We start from the raw sequence: 17,521 nt of genomic DNA, 5'->3' as shown, positions 1-17,521 counted from the left end.
GATTAAGCCGCTGGGTGATTCATCAGGGGTTCCATCCGGTCCGTCAGATCTGTTCGGTGTATCCGATCGATCCGATCGATCTGGTCTACCTGGTTCGAGTGTCACGCCGCGCCCCCGCTCGCCGGGATCCGCCATCGATTGTCGGTCGATTGACCGTCACACGTCCGCGGGCGCCGACGATAGCGTCTGTCAGGTCAGCGTGCGGGCCGCTCCGGCACCTTGCCGGGACGGGCCCGTACATCGCCGGGACGTCCTCACCGCCCGGCCCGGGGCGCCGACCGGCCAAGGACACCGACCGGTGCTCCGGGCCCGTGGTGCCGCGGGTCCCGGGCCGAAGGACTACGACTCTGAGCCAAGGCGCTACGGCTACGAACCAAGGCGCTCCGGCCAAGGTGTTGCGGCGGCCCGGCAGAGACGCCGGACCTGACCTACCGCCCGTGACATCGGATCGCCGGGGCGCTGGACGTCCCGCCCGGGACGCCGGGGCATCGGATCGCCGGGACCGCCGGGTCTCCTGCCCCACGGGGGTGGGCAGGGGTACCCGGCCGGATGGTTTCGGGGGCGGGCAGCGCCCCTGCCCGGCGGGCCCTGAGCGTATGGCCCGCAGTCCTCGCACCCTGCGCACCCTTCGCGGACCCGCTCTGATCAGGCTGATAGCGTCTCTGCCGAAAGTGAGGGCACGTCAGGATCGTGCCGCCGGGGCGGGAAGGAACGAACGCGCGATGATGGGCCATTCGCACGCCATGAGCGGTGCGCTGATCTTCGCGGGCACCGCGTCGTACCTGCCGCCCCTGGTGATGCACACTCACCTCTCGCCGCAGGAAATACTGATGGGCACCGTGCTCTGCGCCGGTGCCGCGCTGCTGCCCGACCTGGACCACCACGACGGGACCATCGCCAACTTCCTCGGCCCGGTCTCCAAGACGCTGTGCCGCTTCGTCGCCTGGATCTCCGGCGGCCACCGGCACGCCACGCACTCGCTGTTCTTCGTGGCCTTCATGACCCTCGGGAGTTGGGCGGGGGTGACCTACCTGGGCCGCCCGTTCACCCTCGGCATGTCCTTCTTCCTGCTGGCGCTGGCCGTACGGGCACTCAACCTCTGTCCGCCCGGGCACGGTTTCTCCGCCTGGGGCACCATCGTGGCGATGGCGGGGATGGGTACGGCGGTGCTCGCCAAGTTCATCCCCTCGGCGCCGGGCTGGCTGCCGTACGCCATCGGGCTGGGCTGCATGGCGCACCTGCTGGGCGACTCCATCACGAAGATGGGCGCGCCGTGGCTGTGGCCGCACAAGAAGCGCTACGAGATCGTGGTGATCCAGCACAGCGGCAACAAGCTGGAGACGGAGATACTCACCCCCATCATGGGCGTGGCCACCGTCATCCTGCTCTGGTTCACGGCGCTTTCGCCGAACTCCATCAGCTGACGCCATAGGCGCGCTCGAAGCTTCGGCGGAGCGACGGAGCGTCTCTGGCCCCTCGGCTCCATCAGCCCCGTCAGCTCTCCAGGCCCCTCAGCCCTTCAGGCCCCATCCGGCCCCTCAGCCCCCAGCCCTTCAGTCCTCCGGCCGTACGCGTACGGACCGCAGCGTCGGGTCCATCGCGTCCGGTAGGTGCATGCCGCCCGCGACGCCGGTCCGCAGATACCGCAGTACGGGGTCCGTCAGCCGCTCGCCGGGCAGCACGGCGGGGATGCCGGGCGGGTACGGGGTCAGCATCTCGGCGGCCACCCGCCCGGCGGCCTCGTCCACCGGCACGGCCTCGGTGGGGCCGAAGAACGCGTCGCGAGGCAGACACGCCTGTTCGAGCCGGAGGTCGCCGGACGGCGGGACGTCGATGACGGGGGCCGGCCGCAGCCGCCGAGCCTGCCCGGCCAGGGCGCGCAGGGCCTCGACCAGCGCGCCCGTAGTCGCCGCGTCGTCGGCGTGTGTGATCTGGGCGCTGATCCTGCGGTGGTCGGCGAGGTGCGCGTCGATGCGATGGTGCTCGCGGAGCCAGTCCGCCGCCCGGTAGCCCGTGGTCCCCAGTCCCCGGACGTCGATCACCACGGGGAGGGGGTCGAACCCGGCGGCCAGCCCCGGCCCGCAGAAGTCGTCCCGGTCGTTGACGTGCAGCCCCTCGATGTCCTCGATGGCCGCGCGTGCCTCGGCGGCCAGGTCCAGGGCGCGGCTCATCAGCCGGTGCCCGTCCAGCGCCATCTGCCGCCGCCAGCCGTCCATTCCGGCGTAGAGGAGGACGGAGGGGCTGGTGGTGCCCAGCAGATCGGCCCGCGAGGCGAGGACGGCGGGATCGACCAGGCCGCCCCGGAGGTGGAAGACGGAACCCTGCTCCAGCCCGCTGCCCATCTTGTGGATGCTGGTGACGCAGACGTCCGCGCCGGCGTCCATCGCCCAGGACGGCAGCTCGGGATGGAACGGCAGATGTGCGCCCCACGCCTCGTCCACGATGAGCGGCCGCCCGCGCCGGTGGCACACCTCGGCGATGGCCGGGAGGTCGGCGCAGCTGCCGTACGGGGTGGGGCTCGTGACCAGTGCGCCCATGGCGTCCGGGTGCTCGGCGAAGCCCCGCTCGAACTCGGCCGCGGACGGCGGGTGCGCCAGGTGCAGTTCGTCGTCCCAGCACGGGTCCGCCCACACCGGCCGTACCCCGGAGAGGATCAGTCCTGACACCACCGACTTGTGCGCGTCGCGGCCCACCAGCAGCTTCTCGTGCGGACCGGCGACCGAGAGCATCGCGGCCTTGACGGAGAGGGAACTGCCGCAGGTGGAGAAGAAGGTGTGCTCGGCGCGTACGGCGTCGGCCATCAGAGCCTCGGCCCGTTCCAGTACGCGGCCGGTGGTGCGCCGGTCGTCGAGGCCGCCGGACGCCAGCAGATCACCGTAGAAGACCGCGTCACCGAGCACTTCGCGCACTCGCGGGTCGGCTCCGCGCGCTTGTTTGTGACCGGGTGGGGTGAAGGACAGTTCCTTCGACTCGCGGTAGCGGACCAGTGCGTCGAGTACCGGCGCTTCATTGTGATCGATGCGATCCACGTGCTCGACTTGATCGACTTCATCGACAGCCATGGACAGACGACTGCCCGAGACCGCGCGGACCCAATCCCTTTCGGACGTGCACCGCGAATTACCGCCGGTCAACTGATTGCCGATCAACTTCCTTACTGAGCAAAGGACAAGAAGTCGTTATGCGTCGGTGGTGGCTGCTGCCAGGTGTTCACTTGATTGGCGGATGAAGTGGAACAGGTGTCACCGGTGAGCGTATGGGTACTCCTCCGGCACCGACCGGTGAACGAGCGAAGAGGCCGAACGCGTCGAACGGATATCAGCGCAGGTGGGACAGGCTGCGATTAACTGGAGGCGGCATGACTATTTCTCGTGGTCCGGCATGAGGACGCCACGACGGCGTCCTTCCCGTAGGGGAGAACCGCTGCCGCCTCGGGCAGGCGAGCCGCAGTCTTCCGCGGGGGAGTCGCGGCCTTTCGCGGGAGAGCCGCAGCCGCAGCCCTGTGCAGGCGAGCCGCGGCCATACGCGGACGAGCCACGGCCATACGCCGACGAGTCACGGTCATACGCGGAGGAGTCACGGTCATACGCGGACGAGTCGCGGCCTTCCGTGGGGGAGCTGCGGCCTTCCGTGGGGGAGCCGCCGCCACCTCCGGCGAAGGGCCCGCAGCGACTGCCCGTACCGCGCGTCATCGCCCCCGGCATCGAGGGACCCGAGGACGTGATCGTGGACGGCGCGGGCCGGATTCTGGCCGGCGCCGCCGACGGGCGCATCTGGCGGTTCGCGCTCCCGGAGGCGGCCGGGGACGCCCGGCCGGAGGTCGTCGCGCGCACCGGGGGCAGGCCGCTGGGCCTGGAGGCCCTACCCGGCGGCGGGCTGCTCGTATGCGACGCGGAGCGCGGACTGCTGCGGGTGGACCCGGATACCGGGGCCGTGGTCACCCTCGCGGACGAGGCGGCGGGCGCACCGCTGCGCTTCTGCAGCAACGCCGCCGCAGCCGCGGACGGCACCGTCTACTTCACGGTCTCCAGCCGCCGTTACGGCCTCGAAGACTGGCTCGGCGACATCCTGGAGCACATCGGCACGGGCCTGCTGCTGCGCCTGCGCCCGGGCGGGGAACCCGAAGTGCTCCTGGAAGGGCTCCAGTTCGCCAACGGCGTGGCGCTCGCCCTGGACGAGTCCTTCGTCGCCGTGGCGGAGACCGGCGCGTACCGCGTCGGCCGCTACTGGCTGTCCGGCCCCCGAGCCGGACAGCACGACACCCTCGCTGACGGCCTGCCAGGCTTCCCCGACAACATCTCCCGCGACGCCGACGGCCTGTTCTGGATCGCCCTCGCCGGGCCGCGCCTGCCGGGCCTGGGCCTGCTGCACCGTAGGGGCCCCGCCGTCAGACGGGCGGCGTGGAACGCGGCGAAGCGCGTCCGGCCCCGGCCGAGCCGCACGGTACGGGTGCTGGCGGTCGGCGCGGGCGGCGGCGTCGTCCGCGATCTGCGGTACGCCAGGAGCCCGTACCGGATGGTCACGAGCGTCAGCCGGCACGGGTCGCGCCTGGTGATGGGCAGTCTCGTGGAAGGGGGCATCGCCACGTTCGACCTCCCGCCGGCGCCAGGGGCCGTCCCTGGCATCCCTGACGTTCCTGGTACTCCTGGCGCTCCTGGCGCTCCTGGTGTCCCGGGCATTTCAGGCGCCCCTGGCGTCTCTGGTGGCCCGGGCGTCTCTGGCGACGGCGTGGAGTAGTGGAGTAGGGGTGGTGGATCGGCCGCTTTCACGCGGAGTCGAAGAGGTTGTGTGGGGTTCGTGGGGCGTATGGGATGGCAATAGCCGTGGCATTAGCCGATGGCAACCTCTTCCGTCTCTTCCTCGCCCTCTCCTCCATCTCTTCCGCCCTCCCGTTCTTCGCTCCTTCTTCGCCTCTTCCCCGTCTCTTCTTCGCTCCTTCTCTGCCTCTTCTCAGCCTCCTCGCCGTCGCTTCACCGCTTCACCACTTCTTCGCCGGACCGCTTCTTCGGCTCACCAGCGCTCCTCTTCTCCGGCTCTCCGTCTCTGTGGTTGTTCACGACGCCGGACAGGCGCCTATGCCCGCATCAGCCCGTTCGGCAGAGCCGGTTTGTATCGGCTTTGCTACGGGATCCCTCATACGCGGCCGGATGCGTGTCATTCGGCGCAGAGATTGTGTGTTCATCTTTAAGATTGCGGGATGTACATAGCCAGCACACTTCCCAACGGGGTGATCCGGTGATCGGTCGCGACGCCACCGACGAGCAGTGGGAGGGCCTGGCCGAGGTCGTCCCCCTGCGCAGTCGCAACGCATGGCCTTCCTGGCCCAACCACCGGGCGCTGCCCGAGGAGGAACCCGACGAGGAGCAGCGCCGGTTCGTCGTCATCCGCGTGCAGGTCTTCGCCGACGCCCGAGAGGTCGCCGAGTACCTGATCGCCCAGATCCCGGTCCTGCTCGACCTCAGCGTCGCCGACAGCGAGGTCGCCAAGCGGATCCTGGACTTCTCCAGCGGGGTCGTCTTCGGCCTGGGCAGCGCCATGCACCGGGTCGACGCGAACGTGTTCCTGCTGGCCCCCGTGGGCACCGAGGTCGAGGAACCGGCGATCGGTTCGGGCGTACCCCGATCGTAGGAAGAGCGGTCAGCTAAAACGGTTCGCCGCACAGGCCGGTGCATACGGTCCGGACATGGACGCACGCTGCGCCGGACCGGCCGCCACAGTTCGCCCGACCGCTCGCCCCACCGTCACCGAAATCAGGCTCCCCGCCTTCAAAACACACCGCAGAGCGGCCTTCCCGCTCGGCCCGCTCACCCTCTTCACGGGCGCGAGCGGCAGCGGCAAATCCACCGTCCTCCAGGCGTACGAGGCGCTCGCCCGGCTCGCCGGCGGTGAGCCCCTCGACGCCGCCCTGGCCCCGGTGGCCGGCGGCAGTGCCGCGTGCGTGCCGCACCACGCCAGACCGGACGCGCAAGGACGGCGCGGCTTCCGCATCGGCTGCACGATCGACGGGCCGGCCGGCGAGATCCGCCTCGACCTGGCCGTACAGACCGAGCCCGAACTGCGCCTGGTCGGCGAGCGGCTCACCGGCGCGGGCTGCACACTGCTGTCCAGCGCGCTGCGCGACCCCGAGCGGCGCAGCGTCCAGGCGGCCTGGCACACCGCCGGCGCCGTGCCCGTCACCCGCGCCCCGCTCCCCGACGACCTGCTCGGCACGGCCCTGCTGCCGCTGCGGGTCGCGGGCAAGACCGCGGGCCAGCGGCTCGTGCTCCAGGCCGCGGAACAAGTCGTCGTCGCGCTGCGCTCCGTCTTCGCCTGCGACCCGCGGCCGGAGCTGATGCGGTCCCCGGCGCAGGCGCGGGACGTGCTGCTGCGGAGCGGTTGCGACAACGTTGCCGCGGTGCTGGGGCGTACGAGCACGGAGTGCGCCATCCGGCACACGGCCCTGGTCGCGGCGGTACGGGCGGGGTGCCGGGGGGCCGCGGTGGACGGGCTGACCGCGCGGGAGACGGAGGGCGGTCTCGTACGGGCCGTACTGGCGTCGGCGCCGGACGGCGACGGGATGCCGGTGGAGCGGCTGGGCGACGGCGAACTGCGCTACCTGGCGCTCGCGCTCGTCCTGCTGACCGGCCCCGGGGTGCTGGCCATGGAACGGGCGGCGGAAGTGCCAGCGGCCCGGCAGTCGCTGACCCTGCTGCTGGACGGCTTCGACCGGTGTCTCGACCGGCGGCAGGCGCGCGAGCTGCTGGCGCTCGCGGTGCGGATGTGCGCGCGGGGGCATATCAGGCTGGTGGGAACGGTGGGGTCGGCCGAGGCTCTCGGGGTGGGGGAGGCGGGGGCCGGGTGGGGCGGGGAGGTGACGGTGGTAGACCTGGGGCGTGACCGAAACCCCTGATCCCGCACTGCACAACGGCTCCGCGCGGTACGACGGCTCTGCGACGCACGATGGTTCTGCGACGCGCGAGGGCTCCGCGCCGAACAATGGCTCTGCGCCGCGCGACGGCTCCGCACCTGGCGACATCGATGCCCGTACGGCCGGCAATTCCGGCACCGCCGAGGACGTACGGGCGCTTCAGCGGCGGCTCGTCGCGTTCGCGGCGGCGCGCGACTGGCAGCAGTTCCATACGCCCAAGAACCTGGCGGCGGCGCTGAGCGTCGAGGCGTCCGAACTCGTGGAGATCTTCCAGTGGCTGACTCCGGAGCAGTCCGGGCGGGTGATGGAGGAATCGAAGTCGGCGGCGCGGGTCGAGGACGAGGTCGCGGACGTGCTGGCGTACCTGTTGCAGTTCTGCGAGGTCCTGGGGATCGACGCGCTGGCGGCGCTGGCGGCGAAGATCGACCGCAATGAGCACCGCTTCCCCGCGGTGCTCACGGTGTCCGAGGAGTCGAAGCGGAACGGTCCGGATTCGACCGTTCGTCACTCTCCGGAGTGATTGAGTTATCCACAACGCATCTGGTATCCACAGATTTCTGCTTTCCCCTGGCTTTTCCGGCGACTATTCATCACTCTGGGTAGTGAGGTCGGGACGGCGAAGAGTGGGGACGGAACATGGAGGCACTGCGGCTCATCGGAGCCACACGGCACGCCCTGGCAGGAGCCAGCGGCGTGCGGGACATCGTCACGGAGGCGTGGCAGGTACAGGCGTTGGCCCAGGCGATGGGCAGTCATCTGGCGGCCACGGGGCCGGCGGAGATACGGGCCGAGGCGTGCGGCCTGAGCGAGGCGGGGAGCAGGGCCTGCGGTTCGTTACGTCAGTCCGTCCTGCGCGATGGCGGGGTGCGGGCCACGCAGCTCTCCGAGATGCGGGACCCGCGGCGAGCTCTGCTGGGGCTCGGCGGACTGCTCGGAGATGTGGGAATAGCTCTGGTGACGGTCGCCTCCGCCTCTGACGAGGACGGCGTGTACTGGCAGTGCATGGAAGCGATCGACGCCGCCGACGAGTCCAGCGACCGGGTGCTCGGACTGCTGAGGCGCTTCGCGGTGCGGGAGCGGGGGCCTGACGACGCGTGGGCGCGACGCGCGTGCGGTGGGTAGCGGCATCGGGTACGGCCCGGCGCCGCGCGGGTGCGGCGCGGCCCGCACCCGACGCATCCGACGAACCCGACGCGGTCGAAACCGCAGGAGGTTCGGCGGCGGTGATGACGGGGGTGACGGCGGTGGCGGTGGCGGTGGCGGCGTCAGCTCAACCGCGCCGACACCACCTCGCCGACCCCTTCACGTCAGTCCCGTCACGTCAGCCCCATCACATCAGGCCCATCACGTCAGCTCGACCACACCGGCCCGCTGACTCCGACTGACCTGCTACGACCCGCCCGGTCCGGCCCGCCTGCTCCGACGTGTCTGGTCCGGTCCACGTACATCAACCCGTCCGCGTCAGCTCATCCGCGTCGTCAGCTCACCTACGTCAGCTCACTTACGTCGGCTCACCGTCGTCAGTTCATCCGCGTCAGTTTGTCTGTATCAGCCCATCCGCGACGGCTTATTCGCGTCAGCTCACCTGCGGCATGACCTTGTCGGCGATCAGCTCCAGGTGGTCCAGGTCCGACAGGTCGAGCATCTGGAGGTAGAGCCGCTGCGACCCGATCGACTCGAACTTGCCGATCTTCTCGGCGACCTCGTCCGGGGACCCGGCGAGCCCGTTCTCCCGGAGATCCTCCACGCTGCGGCCGATCGCCTCGGCCCGGCGCGCGACCTCCGCGTCGTCCTTGCCGACACAGGCGACGAGGGCGTTGGAGTAGACGAGGTCGGACGCCTTGCGTCCCCGCTCCTCGGCCGCCGCCCGCACCCGACCGAACTGCAGCTCCGTGTCTTCGAGGGAGGCGAAGGGAATGTTGAACTCGTCCGCGTAACGCGCGGCGATGGCGGGGGTGCGCTTCGTGCCGTGGCCGCCGACGAGCACCGGGATGCGGGGCTGGGCGGGCTTCGGCAGCGCGGGTGAGTCGGTGAGCTGGTAGTACGTGCCGTCGAAGGAGTAGCGGTCGCCGACGGGCGTGTTCCACAGCCCGGTGATGATCTCCAGCTGCTCCTCCAGCCGCCCGAACTTCTCCTTCGGGAAGGGGATGCCGTACGCCGCGTGCTCCTCGGCGTACCAGCCCGAGCCGAGGCCGAAGTCCACTCGGCCGCCGGACATCTGGTCCACCTGGGCCACCTGGATGGCGAGCACGCCCGGCAGCCGGAAGGTGCCGGCCGTCATCAGGGTGCCGAGGCGGATGCGCTTGGTCTCGCGGGCGAGCCCGGCCAGCGTGACCCAGGCGTCGGTCGGACCGGGCAGACCGTCGACGTTCCCCATGTGCAGATAGTGGTCGGAGCGGAAGAAGGCCCCGTAGTTCAGCTCCTCCGCGGTCTGCGCGACGCGGAGAAGGGTGTCGTAGGTTGCGCCCTGCTGAGGTTCGGTGAAGATGCGAAGATCCATGCCCCCCATCTTGCCCCGCGGAACCGGCGAGCCGGCCACCGCGTGGCCCGAGGACCACCCATGATCACTGCTCCCTCTCCCCCGATCGCCGCAGCCCTCGCCCATGGGCCGCTCGTCCTCGACGGCGGACTGTCCAACCAACTGGAGGCGCAGGGCTGCGACCTCTCCGACGACCTGTGGTCGGCGCGCCTCCTCGCCGACGACCCGCGGCAGATCGAGGCGGCGCACACGGCATACGCGAGGGCGGGTGCGCGGGTGCTGATCACCTCCAGTTATCAGGCCACGTACGAGGGGTTCGCGCGGCGCGGGGCCGGGCGCGCCGAGGCGGGGCGGCTGTTGCGGCGGAGTGTGGAGCTGGCCCGGCGGGCGGCCGGCGCCGTGGAGGGCGCGGTCTGGGTCGCCGCGTCCGTCGGGCCGTACGGCGCGATGTTGGCGGACGGCAGTGAGTACCGCGGGCGGTACGGGCTGAGCGTGGCGGAACTGGAGCGGTTCCACCGGCCCCGGGTGGCGGCGCTCGCCGAAGCGGAGCCGGACGTTCTCGCCCTGGAGACCGTGCCGGACACCGACGAAGGAGAGGCCCTGCTGCGGGCGGTCGAGGGGTGCGGGGCGCCCGTGTGGCTCAGCTACACCGTGACGGGGGAGACCACTCGCGCCGGGCAGCCGCTGGCGGACGCCTTCCGCCTGGCGGCGGGCAATGACCAGGTGATCGCGGTCGGCGTCAACTGCTGCGAGCCGGACGACGCCGAGCGGGCCGTGGAGATCGCGGCGCACACCACGGGGAAGCCGGTGGTGGTGTATCCGAACAGCGGGGAGGCATGGGACGCGCGGGCACGGAGCTGGCGGGGCAGGCCCACGTTCGACCCGGCGCGGGTCAGGGCGTGGCAGGCGGCGGGCGCTCGGCTCATCGGGGGCTGCTGCCGGGTCGGCCCGGACCGGATCGAGGAACTGGCGCGAACCATCGCCGGAGACGCCGCCCACGGCGAATCCACCCCAGGGCTCATAGCCGGCCCCAGCACCAGTAGTCCTGTCACCGGCACCGGCCGCGCACCAGGGGGCGGGGCCGGCGAGAACTGAATCAGGAGCGCAGATCGGAAAACAGATAGAAGCGCAGGTCGAGGGGGGAGATAATGGCACATGTGTTCCTGACAATCACCACTACCGGCAGCCCTGAGCGCCCCGCGACCGATCTCGGATTCCTGCTGCACAAGCATCCCGACAACGCGCAGCGCTTCTCCACCTCGTACGGCACCGCGCACGTCTTCTACCCCGAGGCGACGGCGGAGCGGTGCACGGCGGCGCTGCTGCTGGAGGTGGACGCCGTGGCGCTGGTGCGGCGGAGCCGGGGCAAGGGGCGCGGCGGGGCGGCCGACTCGGCCCTCGCGCAGTACGTCAACGACCGCCCGTACGCGGCCTCTTCGCTGCTCGCCGTGGCGATCGGCGCCGTGTTCTCCAGCGCCCTCAAGGGGCAGTGCCGTGCCCGCCCCGAGCTGCCCGGGCAGCCGCTGCCGCTGCGGATCGAGGTGCCCGCGCTGCCCGCGCGCGGCGCCGGCGACCTGGTGACCCGGCTGTTCGAACCGCTCGGCTGGGCGGTGACGGCGGAGCCGGTGGCGTTGGACGAGCAGTTCCCCGAGTGGGGCGACTCGCGGTACGTGCGGCTCGTGCTGGAGGGCGAGCTGCGGCTGGCCGACGCACTGCGCCAGCTGTACGTACTGCTGCCGGTGCTCGACAACGCCAAGCATTACTGGGTCTCGCCCGACGAGGTCGAGAAGCTGCTGCGCTCCGGCGAGGGCTGGCTGGAGAACCACCCCGAGCAGCGCCTCATCACCAGCCGCTATCTCGCCCGGCGCGAGGGGCTGACCCGGGACGCGCTCGACCGCCTGGAGCTCGCCCGGCTCGCCGAGGCCGACGGCAGCGAGGCGGAGGAGCTGGACAACGCCGTGGACGAGGAGAGCGATACCGAGGAGAAGCCCGTACCACTGGCCGTGCGGCGCCGCGAGGCGATCCTCGGGGAGCTGCGGGCGGCCAAGGCGGCGCGGGTGCTCGACCTCGGCTGCGGGCAGGGGCAGTTGGTGGCCGCGCTTCTCAAGGAAGCCCAGTTCACCGATGTCGTCGGCGTCGACGTGTCGATGCGGGCGCTCAAGGAGGCCGCGCGGCGGCTGCGGCTGGATCGGATGTCCGAACGGCAGGCCGCGCGGGTGCGGCTGATGCAGGGTTCCCTGGCCTACACCGACAGCAGGCTCAAGGGGTACGACGCGGCGGTGCTCAGCGAGGTGATCGAACACCTCGACCTGCCGCGGCTGCCCGCTCTGGAGTACGCCGTCTTCGGTGCGGCCAGGCCGGGGACCGTGCTGGTGAGCACGCCCAACGTCGAGTACAACGTGCGCTGGGAGAGCCTGCCCGCCGGGCATGTGCGCCATGGCGACCACCGCTTCGAGTGGACGCGCGCGGAGTTCCGCACATGGGCCGAGGGCGTGGCCGAGCGGCACGGTTACGCGGTGGGGTTCCGGCCGGTGGGGCCCGACGACCCGGAGGTCGGGCCGCCTACCCAGCTGGCCGTGTTCACCATGAACGTGCAGGAAGCGACCGACAAGCGGGGCGCGACCACCGACAAGCGCGACTCGACCGAGAAACAGGCCAGGAACGAAAAGCAGGCCAGGAACGACGAGCCGGCCAGGAGCGGCGAGCCGGCCAGGAACGACGAGCGGGACAAGACCGAGAAGAAGAAGGAGGAGAAGGCAGCATGACCGGCATCGAAACCGATACTCGCGCCAAGCGCACTCTCGCCGTGCCCGACCTCTCCCTCGTGGTCCTCATCGGCGCCACCGGCTCCGGCAAGTCCACCTTCGCGGCCCGCCACTTCAAGCCCACCGAGGTCCTCTCCTCCGACTTCTGCCGCGGTCTGGTCAGCGACGACGAGAACGACCAGGGCGCCAGCCGGGATGCCTTCGACGTCCTGCACTACATCGCGGGCAAACGCCTGGCGGCCGGCCGGCTCACCGTCATCGACGCCACCAGCGTCCAGGCGGAGAGCCGCGGCCAGCTCGTACGGCTGGCCCGCGAGCACGACGTGCTGCCGGTGGCCATCGTCCTCGACATGCCCGAGGAGGTCTGCGCGGAGCGCAACGCGGCACGCCCCGACCGGGCCGGGATGCCCCGCCATGTCATCCAGCGCCACCAGCGCGAACTGCGCCGCTCCCTGCGCCACTTGGAGCGCGAGGGGTTCCGCAAGGTGCACGTCCTGCGCGGCGCGGAGGAGGCGGAGGCCGCCGAGATCACCCTGGAGCGGCGCTACAACGACCTGCGGCACCGCACCGGGCCGTTCGACATCATCGGCGACATCCACGGCTGCCGCTCCGAGCTGGAGACGCTGCTCGGCAAGCTCGGGTACGCCGTCGAGCGGGACGGCGCGGGCCGGCCGGTGGACGCCGCGCACCCCGACGGCCGTACGGCCGTCTTCGTCGGCGACCTCGTGGACCGCGGCCCGGACAGCCCCGGCGTGCTCCGCCTCGTCATGGGCATGGTCGCCGCCGGCCACGCGCTGTGCGTGCCCGGCAACCACGAGAACAAGCTCGGCCGGTACCTGAAGGGCCGCAAGGTCCAGCACACCCACGGGCTCGCCGAGACCGTCGAGCAGCTGGAGAAGGAGGACGACGCCTTCGTCGCGGAGGTCCGCTCCTTCATCGAGTCGCTGGTCAGCCATTACGTGCTCGACGGCGGGGGACTCGTCGTCTGCCACGCCGGGCTGCCCGAGAAGTACCACGGTCGCACCTCCGGCCGGGTCCGCTCGCACGCGCTGTACGGGGACACGACCGGGGAGACCGACGAGTTCGGCCTGCCTGTGCGCTACCCGTGGGCGGAGGAGTACCGGGGCCGCGCCGTCGTCGTCTACGGTCACACGCCCGTACCGAACACCTCCTGGATCAACAACACCATCTGCCTCGACACCGGCGCCGTCTTCGGCGGCAAGATGACCGCTCTGCGCTGGCCCGAGCGCGAGCTGGTCGACGTGCCGGCCGAGCAGGTCTGGTACGAGCCGGCCAGGCCGCTCGCCTCCGAGGCGCCCGGCGGCGCCGACGGCCGGCCGCTCGACCTCGCCGACGTCGCCGGCCGGCGGGCCGTGGAGACCCGGCACGCGGGCCGGATAGCGGTGAAGGAGGAGAACGCCGCCGCCGCGCTGGAGGTCATGAGCCGCTTCGCGATCGACCCGCGGCTGCTCGCCTATCTGCCGCCCACCATGGCGCCCTGCGTGACCTCGAAGGAGGACGGCTACCTGGAGCACCCGGCGGAAGCCTTCGCCGGTTACCGCTCGGACGGCGTGCGCCACGTGGTGTGCGAGGAGAAGCACATGGGGTCGCGGGCCGTGGTGCTGCTCTGCCGCGACCAGGACACCGCGCGGGAGCGCTTCGGCGCGGCAGACGGTGTGACGGGGGCCGTGCACACGCGCACCGGACGGCCGTTCTTCGACGATCCGGCGCGGACCGAGGCGGTCCTCGCGCGGCTGCGGAGCGCCGTCGACGTGGCGGGCCTGTGGGAGGAGCTCGCCACCGGCTGGCTGCTGTTCGACGCGGAGCTGATGCCGTGGTCCCTGAAGTCCGGCGGGCTGCTCCGTAACCAGTACGCGGCCGTCGGCGCGGCCTCCCGCGCCGTCTTCCCGGGCGCGCTGGCGGCCTTGGAGTCCGCGGCGGCGCGCGGCGCGGACGTGTCCGGCCTCCTCGGCCTCCAGCGCGAACGGGCCGCCGACGCGGCGGCCTTCACCGAGGCGTACCGGCGCTACTGCTGGCCCGTCGAGAGCCTGGCCGACGTGCGGCTCGCGCCGTTCCAGATCCTGGCCGCCGAGGGCCGCAGCCTCGCCGCGGTGCCGCACGACGAGCAGCTGGCGTGGCTGGACCGCCTCGTCGACGCCGACCAGGACGCCGACCAGGGCGAGCGGAACGGTGGTGGCGGGCTGCTGACCCGTACCCGCCGGCTCGTCGTCGACACGGAGGACGAGGCGTCGGTCGCCGACGGCGTGCGGTGGTGGCTCGACCTGACCGCGGCGGGCGGCGAGGGCATGGTCGTCAAACCGCTCCAGGCCTATCGGCGCCGGGCGGACGGCAGACTCACCCAGCCCGGCGTCAAGTGCCGCGGCCGCGAGTACCTGCGCATCGTCTACGGGCCGGAGTACACGCGCCCGGAGAACCTGGACCGGCTGCGCGTACGACACCTGGGGCACAAGCGCTCGCTGGCCCTGCGCGAGTACGCGCTCGGTCTGGAGGCGCTGGACCGGATGGCGGACGGCGAACCGCTGTGGCGGGTGCACGAGGCGGTGTTCGCGGTACTGGCCCTGGAATCGGAGCCGGTCGACCCCCGGCTCTGACGTGACAGACGGCTCCGACGCGTCCGAGAGCTCCGGCAGTTCCAGCAGTTCCAGCAGCTCCAGCAGCTCCGACGCGTCGGACGGCTCTGCCCCTTCGGCGGCCCCGGCGGCCCCGGCGGCCCCGGCGTCCCCGGTGGCCCTGGCGTCCCCGGCGATCCCCGACCCCCGCCCCCGGGCAGGCCCCGAGACCCGCACCCCCACCCGCGAGCCGCCCCGCCCTGCCCGCCCCACCATCCGGCAAGCCGGCGCCCCCATGCCACCCCGCTCAACCCCACTCCACCCCTGCCCCCCTCCGGGCCCGAGCCGGAACGTGGCGCGTCGTGCGCCGAGTGATCTCGGCTGGTTCGGGCCAGGATGGGCGCATGGGATTCCACGTCGACTCCGAGGCCGGGCGGCTGCGCCGCGTCATCCTGCACCGCCCCGACCTGGAGCTGAAGCGCCTCACGCCGTCCAACAAGGACGCCCTGCTCTTCGACGACGTCCTGTGGGTGCGCCGCGCCCGTGCCGAGCACGACGGCTTCGCCGACGTGCTGCGCGACCGCGGCGTCGAGGTGCACCTCTTCCAGGACCTCCTCGCCGAGAGCCTGACGGTGCCGGCGGCTCGTACGCTCGTACTGGACCGGGTCTTCGACGAGAAGGAGTACGGGCCGCTCGCCACCGGCCCGCTGCGTGCCGCCTTCGACGAGCTGTCGGTGCCCGAGCTGACCGAGGCGCTGGTCGGGGGGATGACGAAGCGGGAGTTCCTGGCCGGGTACGCCGAGCCGGTGTCCGTGCGGTTCCACGCGATGGAGCTGGACGACTTCCTGCTCAATCCGCTGCCCAACCACCTCTTCACCCGCGACGCCTCGGCCTGGGTCTACGACGGGGTCTGCATCAACGCGATGCGCTGGCCGGCCCGCTGGCACGAGACGGTCCACTACGAGGCCGTCTACCGGCACCACCCGCTCTTCGCGAGCGCCGATTTTAACGTCTGGTCGGAGGGGCAGGCGTCCTATCCGTCCACCATCGAGGGCGGAGACGTGCTGGTCATCGGCGATGGGGCGGTGCTCATCGGGATGAGTGAGCGGACCACTCCGCAGGCGGTGGAGATGCTGGCGCGCGGGCTCTTCGCGGCCGGGTCGGCCCGTACGATCGTGGCTCTGGACATGCCGAAGGGCCGGGCGTTCATGCACCTGGACACCGTGATGACGATGGTGGACGGGGACACCTTCACCCAGTACGCGGGGCTCGGGATGCTCCGTTCGTACACGATCGAGCCGGGCGCGGGCGAGCTGGACCTCAAGGTCACCGACCATCCGCCGGGCCATATGCACCGGGCCATCGCGGCGGCGCTCGGGCTGGACGCGATCCGGGTGCTGACGGCGACGCAGGACGTGCACGCGGCGGAGCGCGAGCAGTGGGACGACGGCTGCAACGTGCTGGCCATCGAGCCGGGCGTGGTGGTCGCGTACGAGCGGAACGCGACCACCAACACGTTTCTGCGCAAGCACGGGATCGAGGTCATCACGATCCCCGGCAGCGAGCTGGGCCGGGGGCGGGGCGGCCCGCGCTGTATGAGCTGCCCGGTGGAGAGAGACCCTGTATAGCCCGGCCGAGAAGCCTGGTACCGGCACTCGCGCGCAGACGTCCAGGTCGGACCGCCGCATCCATATACGGTGCGTCGTATAGACTTCCGTAATTCCCTGTAGTCGTGACCGAGGAGCCCACCCCATGGCGATAGATCTCACGGGCCGCCACTTCCTCAAGGAGCTGGACTTCACAGCCGAGGAGTTCCGCGGCCTGGTCGAGCTGGCCGCGGAGCTCAAGGCCGCCAAGCGCGCCGGTGCCGAGGAGCAGCGGCTCCGCGGCAAGAACATCGCCCTGATCTTCGAGAAGACCTCCACTCGCACCCGCTGCGCCTTCGAGGTGGCCGCCGCCGACCAGGGCGCGTCCACGACCTATCTCGACCCGGCCGGTTCGCAGATCGGGCACAAGGAGTCGGTGAAGGACACGGCGCGCGTGCTGGGCCGGATGTTCGACGGGATCGAGTACCGGGGGAACGGCCAGGAGATCGTCGAGGAGCTGGGGCGGTACGCGGGCGTCCCCGTCTTCAACGGGCTCACCGACGAGTGGCACCCCACCCAGATGCTGGCCGACGTGCTCACGGTCGTCGAGCACACCGCGAAGCCGCTGGAACAGGTCGCGTTCGCCTATCTGGGCGACGCCCGCTACAACATGGGCAACTCCTACCTCGTCACCGGCGCCCTGCTCGGGATGGACGTGCGGATCGTCGCGCCGCGCCGGATGTGGCCGACGGACGAGGTCGTGGCCGAGGCGCGGCGGCTGGCCGAGGGCTCCGGCGCGCGCGTCACGCTCACCGAGGACGTCGCCGAGGGCGTGCGCGGCGCGGATTTCGTCGCCACCGACGTCTGGGTGTCGATGGGCGAGCCCAAGGAGGTGTGGGAGGAGCGGATCAAGCTGCTCTCCCGGTACGCCGTGACCATGGACGTGCTGCGCGCCACCGGCAACCCCGACGTGAAGTTCCTGCACTGCCTGCCCGCCTTCCACGACCTCGGCACCAAGGTCGGCCAGGAGATCTACGAGCAGCACGGGCTGACCTCCCTGGAGGTCACCGACGAGGTCTTCGAGTCCGGGCACTCCGTCGTCTTCGACGAGGCCGAGAACCGCATGCACACCATCAAGGCCGTACTGGTCGCGACGCTGGGCGGCGGGGACGCCGCGACCGCGTAACCGCCGCGACCGCGTAACCGCAGCGCGC

The 17,521-nt window shown here is 71.4% G+C and carries 13 protein-coding genes; 11 read left to right on the top strand and 2 right to left on the bottom strand.

What is annotated here, in order from left to right; translation table 11 throughout:
- Positions 1-722: 722 nt before the first annotated feature.
- The gene (locus AB0I22_RS13820) at positions 723-1,424 is read left to right on the top strand and encodes a metal-dependent hydrolase (protein WP_363130959.1); all 702 of its coding nucleotides are present in this window, start codon (positions 723-725) and stop codon (positions 1,422-1,424) included.
- Positions 1,425-1,553: 129 nt separating this feature from the next.
- Here the strand turns inward: AB0I22_RS13820 and AB0I22_RS13815 are convergent, their stop codons facing one another.
- Positions 1,554-3,062, bottom strand: a complete 1,509-nt coding sequence (locus AB0I22_RS13815; protein WP_363130958.1) for an ornithine decarboxylase — start codon at positions 3,060-3,062, stop codon at positions 1,554-1,556.
- Positions 3,063-3,630: 568 nt separating this feature from the next.
- On the opposite strand from AB0I22_RS13815, the gene AB0I22_RS13810 reads away from it, so the two are divergent.
- The 5 genes from AB0I22_RS13810 (at position 3,631) to AB0I22_RS13790 (ending at position 8,029) form a co-directional block, all read left to right on the top strand.
- Positions 3,631-4,737, top strand: a complete 1,107-nt coding sequence (locus tag AB0I22_RS13810) for an SMP-30/gluconolactonase/LRE family protein (protein ID WP_363130957.1) — start codon at positions 3,631-3,633, stop codon at positions 4,735-4,737.
- Between the two features lie 498 nt (positions 4,738-5,235).
- Positions 5,236-5,628 carry a cell division protein SepF gene (locus AB0I22_RS13805; protein WP_363130956.1) on the top strand — a complete coding sequence of 131 codons (393 nt, stop codon included), beginning with the start codon at positions 5,236-5,238 and terminating at the stop codon, positions 5,626-5,628.
- A gap of 55 nt (positions 5,629-5,683) precedes the next feature.
- On the top strand, positions 5,684-6,889 hold the full coding sequence (locus AB0I22_RS13800) for an ATP-binding protein (protein ID WP_363130955.1): 1,206 nt from the start codon (positions 5,684-5,686) through the stop codon (positions 6,887-6,889).
- A 124-nt stretch (positions 6,890-7,013) separates the two neighbouring features.
- Positions 7,014-7,427, top strand: a complete 414-nt coding sequence (locus tag AB0I22_RS13795) for a nucleotide pyrophosphohydrolase (RefSeq protein WP_363131125.1) — start codon at positions 7,014-7,016, stop codon at positions 7,425-7,427.
- Positions 7,428-7,543: 116 nt separating this feature from the next.
- Positions 7,544-8,029: a DUF6099 family protein gene (locus AB0I22_RS13790; RefSeq protein ID WP_363130954.1), complete on the top strand. Its 486-nt coding sequence runs from the start codon at positions 7,544-7,546 to the stop codon at positions 8,027-8,029.
- Between the two features lie 454 nt (positions 8,030-8,483).
- Here the strand turns inward: AB0I22_RS13790 and AB0I22_RS13785 are convergent, their stop codons facing one another.
- Entirely contained in the window at positions 8,484-9,407 is a 924-nt protein-coding gene (locus AB0I22_RS13785) for an LLM class F420-dependent oxidoreductase (protein WP_363130953.1), read from the bottom strand.
- Positions 9,408-9,467: 60 nt separating this feature from the next.
- Between AB0I22_RS13785 and mmuM the strand changes: the two genes are divergently transcribed.
- The 5 genes from mmuM (at position 9,468) to argF (ending at position 17,493) form a co-directional block, all read left to right on the top strand.
- Entirely contained in the window at positions 9,468-10,481 is a 1,014-nt protein-coding gene (gene mmuM, locus AB0I22_RS13780; protein WP_363130952.1) for a homocysteine S-methyltransferase, read from the top strand.
- A gap of 62 nt (positions 10,482-10,543) precedes the next feature.
- On the top strand, positions 10,544-12,151 hold the full coding sequence (locus tag AB0I22_RS13775; RefSeq protein ID WP_363130951.1) for a 3' terminal RNA ribose 2'-O-methyltransferase Hen1: 1,608 nt from the start codon (positions 10,544-10,546) through the stop codon (positions 12,149-12,151).
- The gene (locus tag AB0I22_RS13770; protein WP_363130950.1) at positions 12,148-14,763 is read left to right on the top strand and encodes a polynucleotide kinase-phosphatase; all 2,616 of its coding nucleotides are present in this window, start codon (positions 12,148-12,150) and stop codon (positions 14,761-14,763) included. Before AB0I22_RS13775 ends, AB0I22_RS13770 begins: the two co-directional genes overlap by 4 nt.
- Before the next feature lie 362 nt (positions 14,764-15,125).
- A complete protein-coding gene (locus AB0I22_RS13765) occupies positions 15,126-16,349 on the top strand; it encodes an arginine deiminase (RefSeq protein ID WP_363130949.1) in 1,224 nt (407 codons plus the stop codon).
- Positions 16,350-16,473: 124 nt separating this feature from the next.
- The gene (gene argF / locus AB0I22_RS13760) at positions 16,474-17,493 is read left to right on the top strand and encodes an ornithine carbamoyltransferase (RefSeq protein WP_363130948.1); all 1,020 of its coding nucleotides are present in this window, start codon (positions 16,474-16,476) and stop codon (positions 17,491-17,493) included.
- Positions 17,494-17,521: the final 28 nt, after the last annotated feature.

The sequence above is a fragment of the Streptomyces sp. NPDC050610 genome, assembly GCF_040654875.1.
Taxonomy (GTDB): Bacteria; Actinomycetota; Actinomycetes; order Streptomycetales; family Streptomycetaceae; genus Streptomyces.
Note: the sequence above shows the minus strand (reverse complement) of the source record. Positions and strands in the feature narration are given on the sequence as shown.